Origin of the sequence: Aeromonas sp. 102P (assembly GCF_051920345.1) — a bacterium.
Classification (GTDB): Bacteria; Pseudomonadota; Gammaproteobacteria; order Enterobacterales; family Aeromonadaceae; genus Aeromonas; species Aeromonas veronii.
Genome location: NZ_JBQBCZ010000001.1, coordinates 2,318,420 through 2,335,469 on the forward strand (window position 1 = coordinate 2,318,420; position 17,050 = coordinate 2,335,469).

A 17,050-nucleotide genomic window follows, 5' to 3' on the forward strand; every position below is an offset into this window, starting at 1 on the left:
GTTGAAGTCTGAAAAAGCGCAACAAAGTGTGAGGGCCGATCAGAGATCCTTCCCCTCCGCCAGCTTGCGCTCGTAATCCTGTTTCACGATGGCCAGCGCCGCCAGTACCAGCTCGGGGGCCAGCTGGTTGGTTTCCAGCAGTTCAATCAGATCCACCGCGAGTTTCACCTCGGGCGGGGCAGTTTCCAGTGACATGGGCAGGGTTCCGGTTGCGGGAAGAGGGGGGATTACACAGGGGCGCCGCCGTTGGCCGAAAGCGCCCGCTCTGTCGGGCTGTGAGGCATGAAGGTCAGAGGTGTTGACGCATCTCCTTGTCGATCTCCTCGCGCAGGGCGATGAGCTTTTTGGCGTACTGCTGCAACTGCAGATCGCTCTCGCTCACCGGTTGCCATTGGGGCACCGGGGTCGGTTTGCCCTGCTCATCCATCGCAACAAAGATGATGATGCAGTGGGTAGTCTTGTGGCGCTCGGTGTCGGTGGGGTGGCGGCTGTAGACATCCACCGCCAGATGCATGCTGGTGGTGCCGGTGTGGATCACCTGAGCGTGAACCTCCACCAGCTGGCCAATCTGGATGGGGCGCAAAAAGCGGATCCCCCCCACATAGACGGTCACCGCATAGCCGCCACACCAGCCAGCGGCGCAGGCATAGCCCGCCTGATCGATCCACTTCATCACCATGCCGCCGTGGACCTTGCCGCCGAAATTGACGTCGGAGGGTTCGGCCAGAAATTGCAGGGTCAGTTCGCGATTGGGCACAGTTACATCCTTATTGCCTGAAGGGTTTCCCTGAGCTTTGCCCCATCGGCCTGCCCGGTCAAGGGTTCATCCCCGATTCAGGGGGGCGGGGTCACTATCTTGCTCTATCGACGGGAACATAGCCGCAGGAGTGACACCATGAAACAGATGCTGGAACAGTTGCTGGGGGCTGGCAAAGGCTGGCTCAACGAAGGCGGAGACAAGCGCAAGGGGCAGATGCAGGGGGCGCTGGCCGGTGGCGCGCTCGGTCTGCTGCTGGGCAATAAAAAAGTGCGCAAATATGGTGGCAAGGCCGCTGCCGTGGGCGGCGCCGCAGCCCTTGGCGGGCTGGCCTACAAGCTCTATCAGGATTGGCAGGCCCAGCAGGCGGCACCGGCCCAGCCCACCCATCCCATCAGCGGGCTGGAAGGCAATGCGCTGGATACCCGCGCGGCGCTTTTGGTGCGCGCCATGGTGGCCGCGGCCCGGGCCGATGGCCATATCGACGGCGCCGAGCGCCAGAAAATTCAGGAGTACCTGACCGAACAGGGCCAGAGCGATGTCGCCCGCTGGATTGACGCCGAGCTGGCCCGCCCCCTTGATCCCCACGCGCTGGCACGGGAAGTGACCGATATGGAGCTGGCCACCGAGGTCTATCTCGCCTCCCTGCTCGCCATCGAAGTGGATCACTTTATGGAGCGAGGCTATCTCGATGAGCTGGCGCGCGCCCTCAAACTCGATGACAACCTCAAGGGCAGCATCGAGCGGCAGGTGGCCCAGCTTAACGCCCCCGCCTGATATCCCTCACCGCCATGGATTGCCGATAACGCCCCGCTCAAGGGGCGTTGTTGTTTCTGCACTTTGGCGATCACCTCTCTGTTGCCAGCTGCCGGTTTATCAGGCCTGCAAGCTGGTGGAGCGCCTGCTCCAGCTGCTCGCTCCAGGGATGGGAGCTGTTGAGGCGCAGGCAGTGGTTGTGTTGCCCCTGACTGGAGAAGAGGGCGCCGGGGGCGATGGAGAAGCCGCAATCGAGCGCCATGGCGTGGAGGGCGCGGCTGTCGAGGCGGGGCACAAACTCCAGCCAGAGAAAGTAGCCGCCATCGGGGGAGGAGATCCGTACCTCGCCCGGCAACAGTCGCTGCAGCGCGGCCCGCATCAGCTGCTGGCGCTGGGCCAGGGTGTGGCGCAGACGCCGAAAGTGGGCATCGACCCCGCCCTGACGCAGCATCTCGGCCAGCGCCAGCTGGCTCGGCACATTGGTGGAGAGGGTGGACATTAGCTGCAGCCGCTGGATCCGCTCGGCATGGGGCCCCGCCACCACCCAGCCGACCCGAAAGCCCGGTGCCAGACATTTGGAGAAGGAGCTGCAGAGCAGGCTGTCACCGCGCTGATCCCAGTGCTTGATGGGTTTGGGGCGCTCGCGGCCGAAGTAGACCTCCGCATAGACGTCATCCTCCACCAGCGGCACCTTGTGGGCGTTGAGCAGCGCCATCAGCCCCTGTTTGTGCGTATCGGGCATGGTGTGGCCCAGCGGGTGCTGCACATTGCCCATCAGCCAGCACGCCTTGATCGGCATCTGGCTGAGGGCATCTTCCAACAGCGCCAGATCGATGCCCACCCCGGGGATCACCGGGATCTCCACCGCCTTGAGCTTCAGCCGCTCGATGGCCTGCAGGGCGCCATAGAAGGTGGGGGACTCCACCACCACCCAGTCACCGGGCTCGGTCAGCACCTGCAGACTGAGGGAGAGCGCCTCCATGGCGCCGGTGGTGATGATGATCTCCTGCGGATTGACCGCCACCCCGTCGCTGGCATAGCGCTGGGCGATGGCGCGGCGCAGCGCCTCGTTGCCGGGGGGCAGGTCGGACACCGTGCTGAAGGGGTCGAGCCTGCGCATGCAGCTGGCCAGGGCCCGCCCGAGCTGGGGATGGGGGAACAGGGTCGGGTCGGCCACCGACATGCCAAGGGGCACCAGCGCCCGCGATTTGCTCGCCTGCAACACCTCGAACACCAGATCGTTGATATCCACCGAGCCGCTGTAGTGGGTCTGGTTCGGGGTGTGGCGCGCCACCTTTGGCGAGGCGGCCTTGACGTAGTAACCGGACTGGGGACGGGCGAGGATCCGCCCCTGACTCTCCAGCAACTGATAGGCCTGCAGCACCGTCATCGGGCTCAGGTTGTGGGTCTTGCAGCTCTGGCGGATGGAGGGGATGCGCTCCCCCGGTTGCCAGATGCCGTCATCGATCTCGCGGCTCAGACGTTCGGCCAGTTGTTGGTAAAGAGGCATGATCTGGATCAACTGTTATAGGTGCTATTCACTATAACTGCATCTGTTATAGGTGTCATGACCCGTGGTGTACTTGTCCTGCATGAAACGTGCAAGGCAAATACAACAAAAGAGAGTGACGCATGATCAATCCGGATGACGTGGTCAGCCTGTCGCGCCTGCAATTTGGCGCCACGGCCCTGTTCCACTTCCTGTTTGTCCCCCTCACCCTGGGGCTGTCCTGGATCCTGGTGATCGCCGAGTCGGCCTATGTGATGACCGGCAAGGTGATCTATCAGGACATCACCCGCTTCTGGGGCAAACTGTTTGGCATCAACTTCGTCATGGGGGTCACCACGGGGATCACCATGGAGTTCCAGTTCGGCACCAACTGGGCCTATTACTCCCACTACGTGGGGGACATCTTCGGTACCCCGCTGGCCATCGAGGGGCTGATGGCCTTCTTCCTCGAATCGACCCTGGTGGGACTCTTCTTCTTTGGCTGGGACAAGCTCTCCCGCGGCAAGCACCTGCTGGTGACCATGCTGGTGGCGCTCGGCTCCAACCTCTCGGCGCTCTGGATCCTGATCGGCAACGGTTGGATGCAAAACCCGGTGGGGGCCGAGTTCAACCTGCTGACCCAGCGCATGGAGCTGGTGGATATTGCCGCCGTGCTGCTCAACCCGGTGGCACAGGTGAAGTTCGTTCACACCGTTGCGGCGGGCTATGTGGCTGCCTCCATGTTCGTGATGGGGGTGAGCAGCTGGTATCTGCTGCGCAAGACGGAAGTGCAGTTTGCCCTGCGCTCTTTTGCCATCGCCTCCGGCTTCGGGCTGGCCGCCATCCTCTCGGTCATCGTGCTCGGGGATGAGTCGGGCTATCGCACCGGCGAGGTGCAGAAGGTGAAGCTCGCCGCCATCGAGGCGGAGTGGCATACCGAGCCTGCGCCTGCGTCATTCACCCTGTTCGGCTTCCCGGATCAGCAGGGGGAGACCACCCACGCCGCCATCAAGATCCCGTATCTGATGGGGATCATCGCCACTCGCTCCCTCGATGAGGCGGTGACCGGCATCAAGGATCTCAAGGTGCAGCACGAGGCGCGTATTCGCAGCGGCATGGTGGCGTCCGGTGCACTCGAAGAGATCCGCGCCGGCAACGACTCGGCCGAAAACCGGGCGCTGTTTGCCAAACACGGCAAGGATCTTGGCTACGGCATGCTGCTCACCCCCTATACCAGCAATATTGCCAAGGCCGGTGAGGCGGAGATTGCCAAAGCGGTCGATGACTCCATCCCGCCAGTGGCGCCGCTCTTCTGGGGCTTTCGGGTGATGGTGGGGCTTGGCGTCACCATGCTGGGGTTGATGGTGGTGAGCTTTGTCCAGCTCTGCCGCAACCGGCTGCAAGACTCGCCGCGCCTGCTCAAGACCCTGCTCTGGAGCATTCCGCTGCCCTGGATTGCCATCGAGGCGGGCTGGCTGGTGGCCGAACTCGGCCGTCAACCCTGGACCATCAGCGACGTGCTGCCGGTCTCGGCCTCGGTCTCTTTGCTTCAGCCGGGCCAACTCTGGTTCAGCCTGATCGCTATCTGTTCCATCTACACCCTGTTGCTGGTGGTGGAGCTGTTCCTGTTGCGCCATGTGATCCGCAAGGGGCCCGCCATTCTCCATACCGGCCGCTACAGCGGTGAACAACCCGAACTTGCGAGGATCGCCTGATGGATTACGCAACACTGAAACTCATCTGGTGGGCGCTGGTGCTCTTCATGATGGTCGGTTTTATCGTGATGGATGGCTTCGATCTCGGCATCGCCATGCTGCTGCCGGTGGTGTCGAAAGATGACGACGACCGCCGTCTGGTGATCAACAGCGTGGGGCCGGTGTGGGAGGGCAATCAGGTGTGGCTGATTGCCGGTGCCGGTGCCCTGTTCGCCGCCTGGCCGCTGGTTTATGCCGCCGCCTTCTCGGGGCTCTACATCCCCATGGTGGTGCTGCTGCTCGGGCTCTTTCTGCGTCCGGTCGGTTTTGACTATCGCAGCAAGCTGGCCGATCCGGCGTGGCGCCGCTGGTGGGATCGGGCGCTGGTGGCCGGTGGCCTGATACCGGCGCTCATCCTCGGTGCGGCTATCGGTCTGGTGATGGAGGGGCTGCCCTTTCGCTTCGACACGGCGCTGCGTCTGCACTATGGCGCGTTCGACTTCCACTGGGGCTGGCTGCTCTCGGTGCTGGCCACTGCCATCAGCCTGTTGCTGCTGCACGGCGCCGGTTTTCTGCAAGCCAAGGTGACTGGCACCCCTGCGCTGCGCGCACGGGGCATCGCCATCCTGCTGGCCCCGCTGGTGAGCCTCTGCTATCTGCTGGCCGGCTGGCATCTGGTGGATCTGCAAGGGTTTCAGCTGACCGGTGTCGGCACACAACCCTTTGACCCGAATGCTGCCATCAGCCCGCTGATGAAGGGGGTGATCCCCCACGCCGGAGGCTGGCTGCGCAACTACTTTGACTATCCGCTGCTGTGGCTGGTGCCGATCATCGGGACGCTGGCGCCGCTGGTGAGCGGGATTGCCTCCTGGCTGGAGCGGGGCCGAATTGCGCTGCTGGCCAGCGCCATCGCCTGCGCCGCCATGCTCTGCTCGGTGGCCATCGCCCTGTTCCCCTTCGTGCTGCCCTCATCCCTCGATGCGGTCAGCAGCCTGACCCTGTGGGACAGCACCTCCAGTTACAAGACCCTGGCCATCATGTTCGGCCTCGTGCTGGTGCTGATGCCGGTCAACCTGGGCTACACCGGCTGGGTCTATCGGGTGGTGCGCGGCAAGCTCGACCGTGCCCGCATCAAGCGCGACAGCCATCAACTCTACTGACCTCAAGGGATCTGCTATGTGGTACTTCACCTGGATTTTGGGCCTCGGATTCGCCCTGCTGCTGGGCCTGTGCAACCTGCTCTGGCTGGAAGCGCGCTGGCAGGCGGACGAACGGGACGGCAACTGACGGCGGGGGCTCGCGCCCCGCCACGGCCGGTGGCGGGCGTTCACTCGTCGCCATCGGCCCCTCTCTCCCCCTCTTTAAACGATACAAACGACACACTTTCAACCGACAACCAACCGACAGGTAATTGTGATGAAACAGAGATTGAAAGCGGTGGCGCTGGCCATCGGGTGCGCGCTCACCGTCGCCCCGGCCTGTGCCGAACCGGTACAACTGACGCCACTGGATAAAACCTTCACCCTGCAGGTGCTCGGCAGTGGTGGCCCCATCTCCGACGATCTGCGCGCCTCCTCCAGCGAGGTGATCTGGTGGAAGGGGAAATCCCGCATCCTGATCGATGCCGGTGGCGGCGTCTACCTGCGCTTCGGCCAGGCGGGGGCCAAGCTCGAAGAGGTCGATTTTATCGGCATCACCCACTTTCACACCGACCATGTGACCGACCTGCCCGCCCTGCTCAAGGGGGCCTACTTCTTTGAGCGCAGCGATCCGCTGGATCTGGCGGGGCCCGAGGCGGGTTCGGCCTTCCCCAGCATGAGCGGTTACTTCGATGCCCTCTTCAACAAGGACAAGGGCGCTTATGCCTACCTGAGCGGCTTCAAGGATGGCACCGATGGCCTCTTCCCCATCACCTTGCACGATGTGCCCTACCAGAGCCCGCAGCCCCACACCGTCTATCAGCAGGATGGGCTGACCATCACCGCACTCGGCATCCCTCACGGTGACGTGCCCTGTTTGGCCTATCGCATCGAGAGCGCCGAGGGGACCATCGTTATCTCGGCGGATCAGAACGGCAGCAACCCGGCCTTTGTGCCGTTTGCCAAGGGGGCCGACATTCTGGTGATGCCGCTCGCCATCCACGAAGGGGCCGACCCTGTCTCCGCCTCGCTTCACGCCAAGCCATCTGTGGTGGCCAAGATTGCCGCCGAGGTGAACCCCAAGCTGCTGGTGCTCAACCACTGGATGGGGGTTGGCCTCAATCACAAGAAAGAGGCGATGGCCATCGTCAAACAGCAGTTCCACGGTCAGATCGTGGCCGCCCGCGATCTCTCCAGCTACCCCGTTTCATCCGTCAAGGAGTCCGCTCATGAGTAACTCAAGCAGCAACAAAACCACCGGCAAACTGACCCTCTCCATCGCCATGACCAGCCTGATTGCCCTGACCCCGGGGCTGGCGCTGGCGGCCACCCCGAGCGATGCGCCGGTCAAGGCCTCCCCCAGCGAACAGCACGGCGGCAAGTGCGCGGCGGGCAAGTGCGGCACCGAGAAGCGCTTTGAAAAGCAAGCCCTCGACAGTGATCCACAGGGGCGGCTGGTGCGCGCCCGCGATGGCAAGTGTGGCGTGGCGGGCGAGGGGATTGATGGCAATACATCCAGCCAGGGCAGCAAGATGACGGAGGGGGTATGCGGCCAATAAGCTCCCGCAGTCGGGGGATCGGGCTGCGTCAGGAGCATCTGGATGCGCTCTGCGCCGGCCCCGTCCGCCCCGGCATCGACTTTCTCGAGCTGGCACCGGAGAACTGGATGGCTATAGGCGGAGCCAAGCGGGCGCAGCTGCATCAGCTGGCCGAGCGTTACCCGCTGGTGGCTCACGGCCTCAGCCTCTCCCTCGGCGATTGTCAGCCCCTCAACCGCACCCTGCTCAGCCAGATCCGCACCTTTCTGGACGAGTTTGGCATTGAGATCTATAGCGAGCACCTGAGCTTTTCCCGCGACCAGCAGGGGTATCTCTACGAGCTCTTACCGGTGCCGCGCCAGTGGGAGAACATCCCCTATCTGGCAGAGCGGATCGCACAGGTGCAGGAGGCGCTGGCCCGCCCGCTGGTGCTGGAAAATATCTCCTACTACCACGGCTATGACCACGAGATGCCGGAGGAGGATTTTCTCGCCGAGCTGGTGGCGCGCAGCGGCTGCGAGCTGCTGCTCGATATCAACAACGTCTTTGTGAACAGCCGCAACCACGGTTACTGCCCCAAGCGGATGATCGCCGGGCTGCCGGGCAGTGCGATCCGCTATTTCCATATCGCCGGTCATCTGGAAGAGGCGGACGGCACCTTGCTGGATACCCATGGTCGTCCGGTATGTGAGGAGGTGGTGGCGCTGGCCCGTTATACGGTGCAGACCCACGGCCTGCGCCCCCTGTTGCTGGAGCGGGATCACCATCTGCCACCGCTGGCAGAGCTGGAGGCCGAGCTGGCGCGGGTGCACGGCGCCTGTTGCGAGGCGATCGACAGTCAGGTGCGGGAGGTGCGCTATGGATAGACGGTTATCCCTGATCACTGCGCCCAAAACGGCGCCGCAGCGGATGCAGCAGCAGACCGCCTGGCTGGCGAGCCGGGTGCGGCTGCCGCAGGATGGCATTGCCAGCCACTATGCCCGCAGCGTGCGCGCCAATGTGGCGTCGGTGCTGGAGAGCGCTTTTCCGCTCACCCACGCTCACTGGGCACCGGTGGACAGGTGGCAACTGGTGGAGGGCTTTGTCATCGCGCACGGCGCCGAGGCCCCGGAGTTTCACCATATCGCCACCGAGTTTGTCCGCTATGTGCAGCATCGCCACGGCGAAGGCTCCCTCAACTGGCCCAGGCAGCGGCTGGCGCTGCTGGAGTATGAGTGGGCCTGCCTCTGTGTCGAAATTGACCAAGGGGTGGTGCCGCAAGTGTTGCCGGGGGAGGAGGTGACGGCGGAGAGTTCGTTTGTGCTCAATCCCACCCTGCAACTGCTGGAGCTCCCCTTCGCCATTCGTCGCAGCGGCGTGGTGCCGACCCGGCAGGGCAACCACTTCTATGGCCTGTTTCGCAGCCCGGAGCATCAGGTGGTGACCCAGCGGTTGCGCGAATGGGATGTGGCGCTGATCCAGTTGCTGCAACAGCAGCCGGGGATCACCCAAGCCGCGTTCCTGCAACAGGTACAACAGGTTCGCAGCGACTTTGATCTGAGCGAGTGGGCACGCCATTTTCACCGGCTGGGTCTGCTGACCTTGTCCGTTGGCGTGCGCCAGACCGGCGCCCCCTTGCCCTGACTTAGGCCCTCATTTAGCAAACACCAAGGAGAATTCCCATGAACAACACCCTGATCCAGTGGTACGAGCGGGCGGTGGCCCAGTGCAAGCGGCTCGATTTTCTGGCCCTGCTGGCCATTCGCCTCTATCTCATTCCGGTCATCTATGTGGGGGCCCACTCCAAGGTGATGGGCTTTGCCGGCACCGTCGCCTGGTTTGGTGCCCCGGTCTCGGAAGGGGGGCTCAACCTGCCGTTCCCGACCCTGCTCGCCTTTCTGGCGGCGGGCACCGAGGTACTGGGTTGCATCTGCATCGCCCTTGGCCTCTTTACCCGTATCATGGCCATTCCCACCATCTTCCTGATGAGCGTGGCGAGCGCCATGGTGCACTGGAAGCACGGCTGGGACGCCATCGCCACCGGCAGCATGGAGGCCACCTTGCGCCTCAACGGCTTTATCGAGTGGCTGGCCGCCAACTTCCCCGGTCGTTACAACTACATCACCGAGCTGGGTGATCCCGTGATGCTCAACAACGGGATGGAGTTTGCCGCCACCTACTTCGTGATGCTGCTGGTGCTGCTGGTTTACGGCGGGGGCCGCTATGTCAGCCTCGACTACTGGCTCAAGCGGGCGGTGACCGGCAAAGCAGGCGTGCAACAGGCGGCATAAGGCTTGCCCACGGATAACAAAAACCATAACGACAGAGCGTGAAAAACAGCGAGCGGCCGGGGGCCGCTCGCTATTTTTGTGCTTTTTGGGGGGGCAGCTGTTACTGGTAGCGGCCAACCGCGATGGGGGACTCCTGCTCAATCTGGCCAAGGCGTTTGGCCCACTGGGCGAGCCAGGCTTCCCGCTCTTCTTGCGAGACCCGCACAGGGGCATAGCAGATATGGGGGCGCAGCACATCGAAGCCGACAAATTGCAGGATCCCGCGCTGGATGGGGCGCAGCACCCCGTCGATATCGCCGTTGAAGCCGTCGGGCAGATAGGTCTCGGCGGGGCCACCGGTGGTGAGGCTCAGCAGGGCCCGCTTGCCGCGAAATTTGCCGCTCTCGTAGATATGGCCCTGACCGTAGACTCGCCCCATGGCAAAGACTCTATCCACCCACCCCTTGAGAATGGCAGGCAGGCCAAACCACCAGAGCGGGAACTGGAAGATCAGCAGATCGGCTGCCTCCAGCTTTTGCATCTCCTGCTCCAGTTGCGGGGCAAAGCTGCCCTGCTCGGTGGCCGCCAGCTCTTCAAGCTGCAGCTTGAGAAAATCGGGATCGCTGGCGGCAGTGAAGTTGCGCCGATCCGAGACGGGATCAAAGCCCATGGCATAGAGATCGCTGGTCATCACTGTGTGACCCGCCTGCTCCAGCGCCCTGATGGCGTGGCAGAAGAGGGCACCGTTGAAGCTTTTGGGTTCGGGATGGGCATAGACAATAAGCACCTTCATAACAGACTCCGTGGCAAATGATGCTAGGGGGCAGGCTTGGTTACTGAAACAGTTGCTGAAATGGCTGCCGGGTTGGCGCTGTGTCACAGCATAGAAGCCTGGCGCGCCGATTGCAGCAGGCGCCACGCCCTTGCGTGACGCCTGCTGGCGCAGCCTATGCCTGACAGGCGGCGAGTCGGAGGGCTTCGCGGCGCTCGCTGACATGGGTCAGTCCGTAGGCCAGCAGCACGATAAGGGCGCCGATCCAGGGGGTGTGCATCAGGCCGAGGTGTTCCACCACAAAACCACCGACCACAGATCCCAGCGCAATGCCGACGTTGAAGGCGGCAATATTGAGGCCCGATGCCACATCCACCGCCTTGGGGGTGTGCAGTTCGGCTTGTTTCACCACCAGCACCTGCAGACCCGGCACGTTGCCGAAGGCAAAGGCGCCCCACACCAGCACGGTCAGTACCGCCAGCACCGGATGGGGGGCGGTGAAGGTGAGAGCCAGCAGCACCAGCGCCAGACCGGCAAACAGCAGCTTGAGCGCCGGCAGGGGACCCATCTTGTCGGCCAGTTTGCCACCCCAGATATTGCCGACGGCAACTGATACCCCGTAGACCAGCAGGATCAGGCTCACCGCACCGGCGCTAAAGCCGCTCACCTGCTGCAGGATGGGGGCGAGGAAGGTGAACGCCGTGAAGGCGCCGCCGTAACCGAGGGCGGTTTTGGCGTAGACCAGCAGCAGCGGCTTTTTGGTCAGTACCGAGAGTTGCTCGCGGATGGTCGAGGCCGCCCCCTTGGGCAGGTTGTTCGGGATCAGCAGCAGGCTGCCCACCATAGCTATGAGGCCGAGCAGGCTTACCACCAGAAAGGTTTCGCGCCAGCCAAAGACCTGACCAATCCAGGTACCGAGCGGTACGCCGGTTACCAGCGCCACGGTAAGGCCGCTGAACATGATGGCGATGGCGCTCGCCGCCTTCTCTTTGGCCACAAGACCTGTGGCGATGGTGCTGCCTACCGAAAAGAAGACCCCGTGCGCCAATCCGGTCAGGATGCGGGCCACAATCAGGCTCTCGTAACCGGGAGCCTGCCAGGCCAGCAGGTTGCCGGCGGTAAAGAGTGCCATCAGCCCTACCAGCAGCCACTTGCGCGGCACCTTGCCGGTGAGCGCCGTGAGCACGGGGGCGCCGATGGCAACCCCAAGGGCATAGAGGCTGACCAGAAGGCCCGCCGAGGGAAGCGAGACACTGAGCTGCTCGGCGATGGTGGGGATAAGCCCCACAATCACAAATTCGGTGGTGCCTATCGCAAAGGCACTCAGGGTAAGGGCAAATAACGCCAGTGGCATAACAACTCCTTGGTTAGGGACTCCCGACGGGAGAATGGCGCCAGTATGCCGATGGGTTTTGTTGGCAAAAATGACGGTGACATCAAATTACTTTTGCCAAATAAGCAGCAATAACGCTGAGTGGGAGGGGATTGTGCTGCCCGCTGCGTGAGCGCAACGCAGTGATCTGCCTCGCAAAACGGGATGAACGCTGCTCTTTTTCTGAGCTTGCTTAAGCTCCAGTACAAGCTGGCCGCCATAGGATTTTCCCTGTGAAACCCGAGTGTGTTGAACCCATGCGCGCCGGTGTTGTGATGGCCGTGCGCTTTCATCTATAGGCAATAGACAGGCAATATCCAGCTGACAGGTAACATGATGACATTGAATCGACTCTCCTCTCTTTTGCTGCTGTGAGGCGCCTTTGCGGTACAGGCTGGCCAGAGCGATCCCCTCTCTGCCTGGAATGACACGGCGGCCAAGCAGGCGATCACCCGCTGGGTGACCAATGCCACCGATCAGCAGCAGGCCACTTTTATTCCGCCAGAGAAGCGCCATGTGGTGTTTGACAATGACGGCACCCTCTGGCCTGAAGCGCCCATGACCTATCAGCTGCAGTTTGCGATGGACGAGATCAAGCGCCTGGCGCCGGAACATCCGGAGTGGAAGGCCGACCCCATCGTCGCGGCAGTGCTGAACAATGATCTCAAGGCTGTGGCCAAATCGGGGGAGAAGGGGCTCGCCAAGCTGGTGGGACTGACCCACAGCGGCATGACCACCACCGAGTTTGCCGAGCGGGTCACTCGCTGGGTCAACAGCAGCAAGGATCCCCGTTTTGGCTGCCACTATGATCAGCTCGGTTATCTGCCGATGAAACAGCTGCTGGGGTATCTGCGGGATAATGGCTTCCAGACCTGGATTGTCTCCGGCGGCGGCATCGATTTTATGCGGGTGATGTCCGAGCAGATGTATGGCATCCCGCCCCAGCAGGTGATTGGCTCCTTTACCCTCGGCGAGTTTGCCCTGACCGGGGGGGGCAGCGAGATCCGCAAGACCATGAACGGCGCCTATTTCGATGACAGCAAGGCGAAACCGGCCGCCATTCACCTCTTTATGGGGCAGCGTCCGGTCGGCGCCTTTGGCAACAGCGATGGCGACGTGCCTATGCTGCAATACACCTCGACCAACCCGGATTACCACACTTTTGGTCTGCTGGTGCACCACACCGATGCCAAGCGCGAATACGCCTACGACAGCCATCCGCCAGCCAGCGGCAAGCTGATCGACGGGCTGGCACAGGCAAAAGCGCGGGGCTGGGTGGTGGTCGATATGAAATCAGACTGGAATCAAGTGTTCGATCCCGCCCTTTGCCAGAACGCGCCCTGATTGCGGGGCTGCATCTGGCATCAATATGGCGGCTGGACGTTCAGCAAGCGCTGCAAAGCGTGAGGCAAGAAAAGAGACAGGGAGAGCATGATGCTCTCCCTGTTTTATCTGGCTTGCTGGCAGAGCCAGCCTTTTTTTCGCGTTAGTCTCACGCCTTTCGCGTCAGTCCCACGCGGGGGCAAAGTCGGGATTGGCGCAGCGCTCGCCCCGATCCAGCGTGGCGATGGCGGCCATCTCCTCGCTGCTCAAGGTGATATCGAGGGCGGCCAGATTGGCGGCCTGATTCTCCCGCTTGGTGGAGCTCGGGATCACTGTCATGTCCTGCGCCAGCAGCCAGGCTAGCGACACCTGTGCAGCCGATACCCCGTGGCGTTTGCCAATCTCCATTAGCAGCGGCTCGCTCAGCACCTTGCCATAGGCGAGCGGCATATAGGCGGTGACGGCGATACCCTGGGCTTTGCAGAACTCGACCACCTTGCGGTTTTGCAGCAAGGGATGAACTTCGATTTGCTGGTGAGCGATGGCCCCAGGCCCCAAAATCTCGATAGCCTGTTTGAGCTGGGCCACGGTGAAGTTGGAGACCCCGATCTCCCGGGTCAGGCCCCGGGCCTTGGCCTCTGCCAGCTGCTCCAGATAGACTGCCATCGGCACCTCATCCTTGGGGGAGGGCCAGTGGATCAGCGCCAGATCCAGATAGTCGGTGCCCAGTTTTTCGAGGCTCACCTCAAGGCTCGGGATCAGCTTGCCCGGGCCAAACTCGCTGGTCCACACCTTGGTGGTCAGGTAGATCTCGTGGCGGGCAACAGTACTGCGGGTCAGCACGGCGCCGACCTCGGCTTCGTTGTCATAGATCTGGGCGGTATCGATATGGCGATAGCCCAGCTCCAGACCGTTGGTCAGGGTGGCAAGCAGCGGCTCGCCCTTCAGGCGGAAAGTGCCCAGACCCATGGGTGGCATATTGATCATCTCGTTCCTCAATGGGGTGGTGGTTGGCCCTTGATGGGCTAAGTGGAAAGTGGCACAGGGGCCAGTCAGGCGCCCAGCGGCTGATAGCGGCGAATGGTGCAGCTGGCAAACCAGGGCTCGGCCTTGGCGACAAATTCGGTAAAGTGGGGCTGACCCCGATGGGCGGTGAGGGCCGCTTCGCTCTCCCACACCTCGTAGAGCATCCAGCTGTTTCGATTGTCCAAGTCTTGGTGCAGCTGATAGCGCTGGCAGCCCGCCTCTTGCAAGGTGGCCGCAATCAGCGGCTCAAGGGCGGCGCGAAACTGGGCGGCGAATTCGGGTTTGGCTTCAAGCTGGGCAATCACAATCACGGGTGATGACATCTGAACCTCCTTGGCAAAAACGAAGGGTCAGTATGCCTGCCGTGACTTGCAGGAAACAGGGCGCTGGTCGCAAAACAGTATTGAGGGGAGAGCAGCAATAGCAGTAGTGAGAAATTTTTATGAATGATTGTCTGAATTTGTAGTCAACAACCCTTTTTCTACATGAGTCACCAGCTCACCTTCGCGGTTTGTGCGTTCAATGGCAAACCACCTAAAACCCGCAAAGAGATATTTTTGGCCCGCATGGACGCTTTGATCCAGTGCTTATCTCACAGTGAGGGCACAACTGTTTGATCATCTAGTGAACTACTTGATTATTTGTGGCTATGAACGTCCAAGCTATGGCTAATCATTACAAGGCTGCCATGATGGCCGGATGAAGCTTTTTTGCGATCATCATGCCCAGGAAAATGGAGGCAAATAGAGGGAGAGGATCCCAGCTTCGTCGATAGCTGCGCCAGTTGCCATTGTGGTGGCGGAAAAGCCTGTAGGCGAGAACCAAGAGGCAAATGGCGGTTTGGATGAGGCAGTTAATTGAAAAGCTGATAAAAAATTTAACGAAATCCGGCAAGGTGAGAGTCCGAGTCTGTGAAAGTGTGCTCTTCAGAGCCTGTATTGCACCCAGTTTCAATCGGCAGCAGGAGCTTTGACCTTCTTCTCTGTGCTTTCATTGATGTGCTGGTGCTCCAACTGCTCCCATGGGGTCATTTCAAGCTGCCGGCGTTTGAGCCAGAGTCCAATTAAGGTGAAAAGACCAAATACGCCAGCGAACATGGCTGTGTTGAACAGGGCTGATAAAAGATCCCTTCCCTCTGGATGCCAGACGAATGTCCACATAATCAGACCCCATAACGGCGCAATAGAGAGGCCGGAACAGAGGAAATTGGTAAGCCAGCCCGCGTAATAAGGCGGCTTGACAGGGACGCCGAGTTTACGCAGCAATTTGAACAGCCACGGATTGTAGTGAAATTCCTTGAGGCCACGGTCAGCCAGTAGTTGATGGGCAATAGCCAGCCGCTCTTCAAACTCCATTAATGTATCCCCTTGATAATCTGGCTTCATACGATTCCTATTGATCGCATTCTACTGATTAAGCATGGTGAGAGATAGTGATTCTCTCTGGTTATTTCTCTTCGAAAAACAAGATCGCCTGTCTGAGCACGCTTGCCAATCCACAGTGGCTGCGCCTATAAAGGCCCATTACTCTTGTCCGGATAACAGCAATGAAGACCCATTCTGATGAACTGACCCTGTTTGTGGCGGTGGTGGAGGCGGGCAGTTTTCGCCAGGCTGCGGAGAACCTCGGCATGGACAACTCGGTGGTGAGTCGCGGCATCAAGCGGCTGGAGGAGAAGCTCTCCACCGTGCTGCTCAATCGCACCACTCGCCGGGTCAGCCTGACCGAGGAGGGGAGCTGGTTCTATCAGCGGGCGGTGAAGATCCTGACCGAGATGAGCGAGGCGGAGGGGCATCTGTTGATGCGCCGGGAACAACCCGAAGGGGTGTTGAGAGTAGATGCCGCTACCCCCTTTATTCTGCACCGGCTGGTGCCGATCATCGGCGAGTTTCGCCGCAGCTACCCCGCCATCGAGCTACAGCTTCACAGCTCGGAGGGCTTTATCAATCTGATGGAGCGGCGTGTGGACATGGCCATCCGCATCGGCGAGCTGACCGACTCCTCCCTGCGCGCGCTGCCCCTTGGCCGTTCGCGGCTGCGGCTGCTGGCCTCTCCCGCTTATTTGAGCGAGCGCGGCACCCCACGCCAACCGGCGGATCTGCTGAGCGGTCACGAGCTGCTCGGCTTTTTGCATCCCGATCACCTCAACCACTGGCCGCTGCTCAGTGCCGAGCAGGGGGATCGCTTTGCCATCACCCCCAGCCTGCGTGCCAGCAGCGGTGAAACCTTGCGTCAGCTGGCGCTGGCGGGTCAGGGGATTGTCTGTCTGTCAGATTTCATGACCGGGCCGGATCGGGAGAGCGGCGCGCTGGTGGAGGTGCTGGCCCGCAGCAACAGCGGCGCCTCGCGCCCCATCAATGCGGTCTTCTACTCCGATGCCCAGCGGGATATCCGGCTACGGGTCTGGCTCGACTTTCTTAAAGAGCAGCTTGGCAGCCATACCCTTTAGTGCAGGTTGGTTTGTGCGGTTTGTTTGAACGGTTCGTCGCTGCGGTTTGCTTGGCGAAGAACAAGCCGCGCCTTCGTTGCGGCCAATCAGCATGAGCCAGGTGGCAGATAAACAGACGGCCGACTTGAGGGTCAGCCGCCGGTTCGGGAAGGTGTGTGAGCTGAAGCGCAGTTAGTGGGGCAGTTTGCCCCATACCCGGCTGAGCAGGGCGCCGCCGAGCACCGGCGGAATGGTCAGCAGCAGGGTCCACTGCCAGGAGAGGCCGCCGACGGTGGCGGCCAGTACGATGCAGGTGAGCACCACTAGCTGGGCCACCATCATCAGGAAGGTGCCTTCGCGGGGGGTCAGGGTCTCTTTTTGAGTGGCGACGTGGGCTACGGGCGCTTGAGTGGTGGTCGGTTTCATGGCGATATCCCTCTGTTGAGTCTGATATTACTAAGCAATGGCCATTCCACATTTTTTCATGTTAATTATCAATATCTTGCG

General features: G+C 61.5%; 20 protein-coding genes. 11 read left to right on the forward strand and 9 right to left on the reverse strand.

Features of this window, described 5'->3' with window-relative positions:
• Window positions 1-39 precede the first annotated feature (39 nt).
• Both rsmS and ACTG1K_RS11045 read right to left on the reverse strand, forming a co-directional pair.
• The gene (rsmS, locus tag ACTG1K_RS11040) at window positions 40-195 is read right to left on the reverse strand and encodes a pleiotropic regulatory protein RsmS (protein ID WP_021230652.1); all 156 of its coding nucleotides are present in this window, start codon (window positions 193-195) and stop codon (window positions 40-42) included.
• 94 nt (window positions 196-289) lie between these two features.
• Window positions 290-757: an acyl-CoA thioesterase gene (locus ACTG1K_RS11045; protein WP_021230653.1), complete on the reverse strand. Its 468-nt coding sequence runs from the start codon at window positions 755-757 to the stop codon at window positions 290-292.
• A 138-nt stretch (window positions 758-895) separates the two neighbouring features.
• Here ACTG1K_RS11045 and ACTG1K_RS11050 point away from each other — a divergent pair, with 138 nt between their 5' ends.
• Window positions 896-1,534, forward strand: coding sequence for a tellurite resistance TerB family protein (locus ACTG1K_RS11050; RefSeq protein WP_139460719.1), 639 nt, complete (start codon window positions 896-898; stop codon window positions 1,532-1,534).
• Window positions 1,535-1,604: 70 nt separating this feature from the next.
• Here ACTG1K_RS11050 and ACTG1K_RS11055 read toward each other — a convergent pair whose 3' ends face one another.
• Window positions 1,605-3,023, reverse strand: a complete 1,419-nt coding sequence (locus ACTG1K_RS11055) for a PLP-dependent aminotransferase family protein (RefSeq protein WP_440005346.1) — start codon at window positions 3,021-3,023, stop codon at window positions 1,605-1,607.
• Window positions 3,024-3,145: 122 nt separating this feature from the next.
• On the opposite strand from ACTG1K_RS11055, the gene ACTG1K_RS11060 reads away from it, so the two are divergent.
• From ACTG1K_RS11060 to ACTG1K_RS11095, 8 genes are all read left to right on the forward strand, one after another.
• Window positions 3,146-4,717, forward strand: a complete 1,572-nt coding sequence (locus ACTG1K_RS11060) for a cytochrome ubiquinol oxidase subunit I (protein WP_440005348.1) — start codon at window positions 3,146-3,148, stop codon at window positions 4,715-4,717.
• Window positions 4,717-5,856 (forward strand): cytochrome d ubiquinol oxidase subunit II, encoded by a 1,140-nt coding sequence (gene cydB / locus ACTG1K_RS11065; RefSeq protein WP_421300032.1) that lies wholly within the window; start codon window positions 4,717-4,719, stop codon window positions 5,854-5,856. The genes ACTG1K_RS11060 and cydB overlap by 1 nt, the downstream gene beginning before the upstream one ends.
• Before the next feature lie 16 nt (window positions 5,857-5,872).
• Window positions 5,873-5,983: a cytochrome bd-I oxidase subunit CydX gene (cydX, locus tag ACTG1K_RS11070; protein WP_005337572.1), complete on the forward strand. Its 111-nt coding sequence runs from the start codon at window positions 5,873-5,875 to the stop codon at window positions 5,981-5,983.
• A gap of 129 nt (window positions 5,984-6,112) precedes the next feature.
• Window positions 6,113-7,072 carry an MBL fold metallo-hydrolase gene (locus tag ACTG1K_RS11075; protein ID WP_042081514.1) on the forward strand — a complete coding sequence of 320 codons (960 nt, stop codon included), beginning with the start codon at window positions 6,113-6,115 and terminating at the stop codon, window positions 7,070-7,072.
• A complete protein-coding gene (locus tag ACTG1K_RS11080) occupies window positions 7,065-7,394 on the forward strand; it encodes a hypothetical protein (RefSeq protein WP_227094832.1) in 330 nt (109 codons plus the stop codon). Before ACTG1K_RS11075 ends, ACTG1K_RS11080 begins: the two co-directional genes overlap by 8 nt.
• Window positions 7,382-8,239 (forward strand): DUF692 domain-containing protein, encoded by an 858-nt coding sequence (locus ACTG1K_RS11085; protein ID WP_440005350.1) that lies wholly within the window; start codon window positions 7,382-7,384, stop codon window positions 8,237-8,239. Before ACTG1K_RS11080 ends, ACTG1K_RS11085 begins: the two co-directional genes overlap by 13 nt.
• Window positions 8,232-8,996, forward strand: coding sequence for an HvfC family peptide modification chaperone (locus ACTG1K_RS11090; RefSeq protein WP_440005352.1), 765 nt, complete (start codon window positions 8,232-8,234; stop codon window positions 8,994-8,996). The genes ACTG1K_RS11085 and ACTG1K_RS11090 overlap by 8 nt, the downstream gene beginning before the upstream one ends.
• Window positions 8,997-9,034: 38 nt before the next feature.
• Complete coding sequence (locus ACTG1K_RS11095; protein WP_064338242.1) at window positions 9,035-9,643, forward strand: HvfX family Cu-binding RiPP maturation protein; 609 nt, start codon at window positions 9,035-9,037, stop codon at window positions 9,641-9,643.
• Window positions 9,644-9,743: 100 nt separating this feature from the next.
• On the opposite strand, the gene ACTG1K_RS11100 is transcribed toward ACTG1K_RS11095, so the two are convergent.
• Complete coding sequence (locus ACTG1K_RS11100) at window positions 9,744-10,415, reverse strand: NAD(P)H-dependent oxidoreductase (RefSeq protein ID WP_259583606.1); 672 nt, start codon at window positions 10,413-10,415, stop codon at window positions 9,744-9,746.
• A gap of 154 nt (window positions 10,416-10,569) precedes the next feature.
• On the reverse strand, window positions 10,570-11,748 hold the full coding sequence (locus ACTG1K_RS11105; RefSeq protein ID WP_331378156.1) for an MFS transporter: 1,179 nt from the start codon (window positions 11,746-11,748) through the stop codon (window positions 10,570-10,572).
• A gap of 477 nt (window positions 11,749-12,225) precedes the next feature.
• Between ACTG1K_RS11105 and ACTG1K_RS11110 the strand changes: the two genes are divergently transcribed.
• Complete coding sequence (locus tag ACTG1K_RS11110) at window positions 12,226-13,110, forward strand: HAD family hydrolase (protein WP_331378157.1); 885 nt, start codon at window positions 12,226-12,228, stop codon at window positions 13,108-13,110.
• A gap of 162 nt (window positions 13,111-13,272) precedes the next feature.
• Here ACTG1K_RS11110 and dkgB read toward each other — a convergent pair whose 3' ends face one another.
• The 3 genes from dkgB to ACTG1K_RS11125 all read right to left on the reverse strand — a co-directional run bounded on the left by dkgB (window position 13,273) and on the right by ACTG1K_RS11125 (window position 15,470).
• Window positions 13,273-14,076, reverse strand: coding sequence for a 2,5-didehydrogluconate reductase DkgB (gene dkgB / locus ACTG1K_RS11115; RefSeq protein WP_150996309.1), 804 nt, complete (start codon window positions 14,074-14,076; stop codon window positions 13,273-13,275).
• Window positions 14,077-14,141: 65 nt separating this feature from the next.
• Window positions 14,142-14,438 carry a putative quinol monooxygenase gene (locus tag ACTG1K_RS11120; RefSeq protein ID WP_331378158.1) on the reverse strand — a complete coding sequence of 99 codons (297 nt, stop codon included), beginning with the start codon at window positions 14,436-14,438 and terminating at the stop codon, window positions 14,142-14,144.
• A 627-nt stretch (window positions 14,439-15,065) separates the two neighbouring features.
• Complete coding sequence (locus ACTG1K_RS11125; protein ID WP_331379544.1) at window positions 15,066-15,470, reverse strand: DUF6404 family protein; 405 nt, start codon at window positions 15,468-15,470, stop codon at window positions 15,066-15,068.
• A 191-nt stretch (window positions 15,471-15,661) separates the two neighbouring features.
• Between ACTG1K_RS11125 and ACTG1K_RS11130 the strand changes: the two genes are divergently transcribed.
• Window positions 15,662-16,564: a LysR substrate-binding domain-containing protein gene (locus tag ACTG1K_RS11130; protein ID WP_440005356.1), complete on the forward strand. Its 903-nt coding sequence runs from the start codon at window positions 15,662-15,664 to the stop codon at window positions 16,562-16,564.
• A 171-nt stretch (window positions 16,565-16,735) separates the two neighbouring features.
• On the opposite strand, the gene ACTG1K_RS11135 is transcribed toward ACTG1K_RS11130, so the two are convergent.
• Complete coding sequence (locus ACTG1K_RS11135) at window positions 16,736-16,969, reverse strand: hypothetical protein (protein WP_064336424.1); 234 nt, start codon at window positions 16,967-16,969, stop codon at window positions 16,736-16,738.
• Window positions 16,970-17,050 lie beyond the last annotated feature (81 nt).